This is a genomic window from Pedobacter cryoconitis, from assembly GCF_014200605.1.
GTDB classification, from domain to species: Bacteria; Bacteroidota; Bacteroidia; order Sphingobacteriales; family Sphingobacteriaceae; genus Pedobacter; species Pedobacter cryoconitis_B.
Window position 1 is genome coordinate 1 of record NZ_JACHCE010000020.1, and the last position, 1,643, is coordinate 1,643.

Sequence of the window (1,643 nt, forward strand, 5' to 3'; positions counted from 1 at the left end):
TTATAGGGGTTTTTTAAATGGAGGGCTGTTTATCTGATTCTAGTGCCCCCATTGCCTGTGCTTAATCTTAGCAGATCCCGTGGTTCATACATTGAAATATATCCACGGTGTAGAACCTTTGTTTCAGAAATAGGTTTACAACTTTGGTTCTCCGGGACATTACCTTATTCACAGATCGACAATTCCAGATCCAGCCGGGTCATCCTAAATAATCCAGGTTATTTTAATCTTTAATAATAGAAATGCCTGGTTACAATTATTATTCCTGCAACTGATTGGCTCATCTCCTGAATATGAATTCTTGTTCTCATCAATTGGGGTGTCATGCTACTGGCACATAGCTATTGTATTCAAAGCTTTTATAAAAGGCTAATAAGTCTTGGGAAGGAGAATGATAATTTTTATCTTTAATTTGATGAAGCAATCAACCCTTTATTTTCGGGATGGTATACAGGAAAGATTGTCTGTAGTAGTTTTTGTCCTGGCTATTCAATCTTTTTACGGGAAGGCAGGTTCTTTTGCCTAATCTTTATATCATATCGGGTTGCAATGGTGCTGGTAAGACAACTGCCTGCAATATAATCCTGCCAGAATTTCTAAACTGTATGGAGTTTGTCAATGCAGATAATATAGCCCGTGGCTTATCTCCTTTTAATCCTGAAAGTGTAGCCTTTGAATCAGGCAGGATTATGCTGAAACGCATTCGTGAATTAATTACTGCGCAGGTCGACTTTGCTTTTGAAACTACGCTATCCAGCCGAGGTTATGTTGCCCTGGTCAAACAAGCTCAATTAAGGGGGTATCGGGTTAGTTTATTGTTTTTTTGGTTAAGTTCTCCAAAGCTGACTGTAGAACGCGTAAATAAGCGCGTGAGTGTTGGAGGACATTATATTCCTGCGGATGTCATAGAGCGAAGATATTATAGGGGAATTTATAATTTATGTAATCTCTATATGGTCTTATGCGATGAATGGACAATCGTAAACAATACAGACCTGGAGCCGGAGGTGATTGCGAAATTTGATGGCTTTGGAAAAACAATTTTTAATAGCGAACTTTGGGATACTATCATTAAACAGCAAAATCATGAAAGTACCTGATTCTTTACCTCAAAGTGGCACGTTTACCGATAAGGTAATGACAGGACTTAAAAAGGCTTTGAAGAAACTGGCTGAAGAAGCTGCCCTGAAGGATGAGAGCCTTGTTATAGGTGACCAGGATGGGAATGCTAAATCTGTTCCTGCTAAAGATCTGCTCAAAACCTTATCGGAATAGGTATCATTCGGTATGATACCCCTGCAATAAATCTTTTTGTTCCCGTATAATTGATAAAGCTTTCTTATTCCTTTCAGGATATAATAATTTAAGTTATATCAGCTGTTTTCTGATCTCTGTTTACTCATATCGGACATTTTGATACTTATGCAGGTGTTTTTTAATTTTATTTTGAAAAAAACCAGACTAATTACTGAAAACAGGAAGAATTGATAGGTTTACTATCATAAGCAATCCTTATTTTTTATTGATTTCCAGGTCAAAAAACGTGTTTATTCTTTCTTTGTTGAATTGGTTTAAAGTTTTTATGGTTGTAAACCATGCAGTTAGGTTAAGCATACAATTAATAGTGGGATATTGTTTGGCTT

2 protein-coding genes are annotated in these 1,643 nt (G+C 36.7%); both read left to right on the forward strand.

Annotated features, from left to right (window positions below):
* Nucleotides 1–518: 518 nt before the first annotated feature.
* A complete protein-coding gene (locus tag HDE68_RS26315; RefSeq protein WP_183885703.1) occupies nt 519–1,100 on the forward strand; it encodes a zeta toxin family protein in 582 nt (193 codons plus the stop codon).
* Nucleotides 1,087–1,275, forward strand: a complete 189-nt coding sequence (locus tag HDE68_RS26320) for a hypothetical protein (RefSeq protein ID WP_183885705.1) — start codon at nt 1,087–1,089, stop codon at nt 1,273–1,275. Before HDE68_RS26315 ends, HDE68_RS26320 begins: the two co-directional genes overlap by 14 nt.
* The last annotated feature ends 368 nt before the right edge of the window (nt 1,276–1,643 follow it).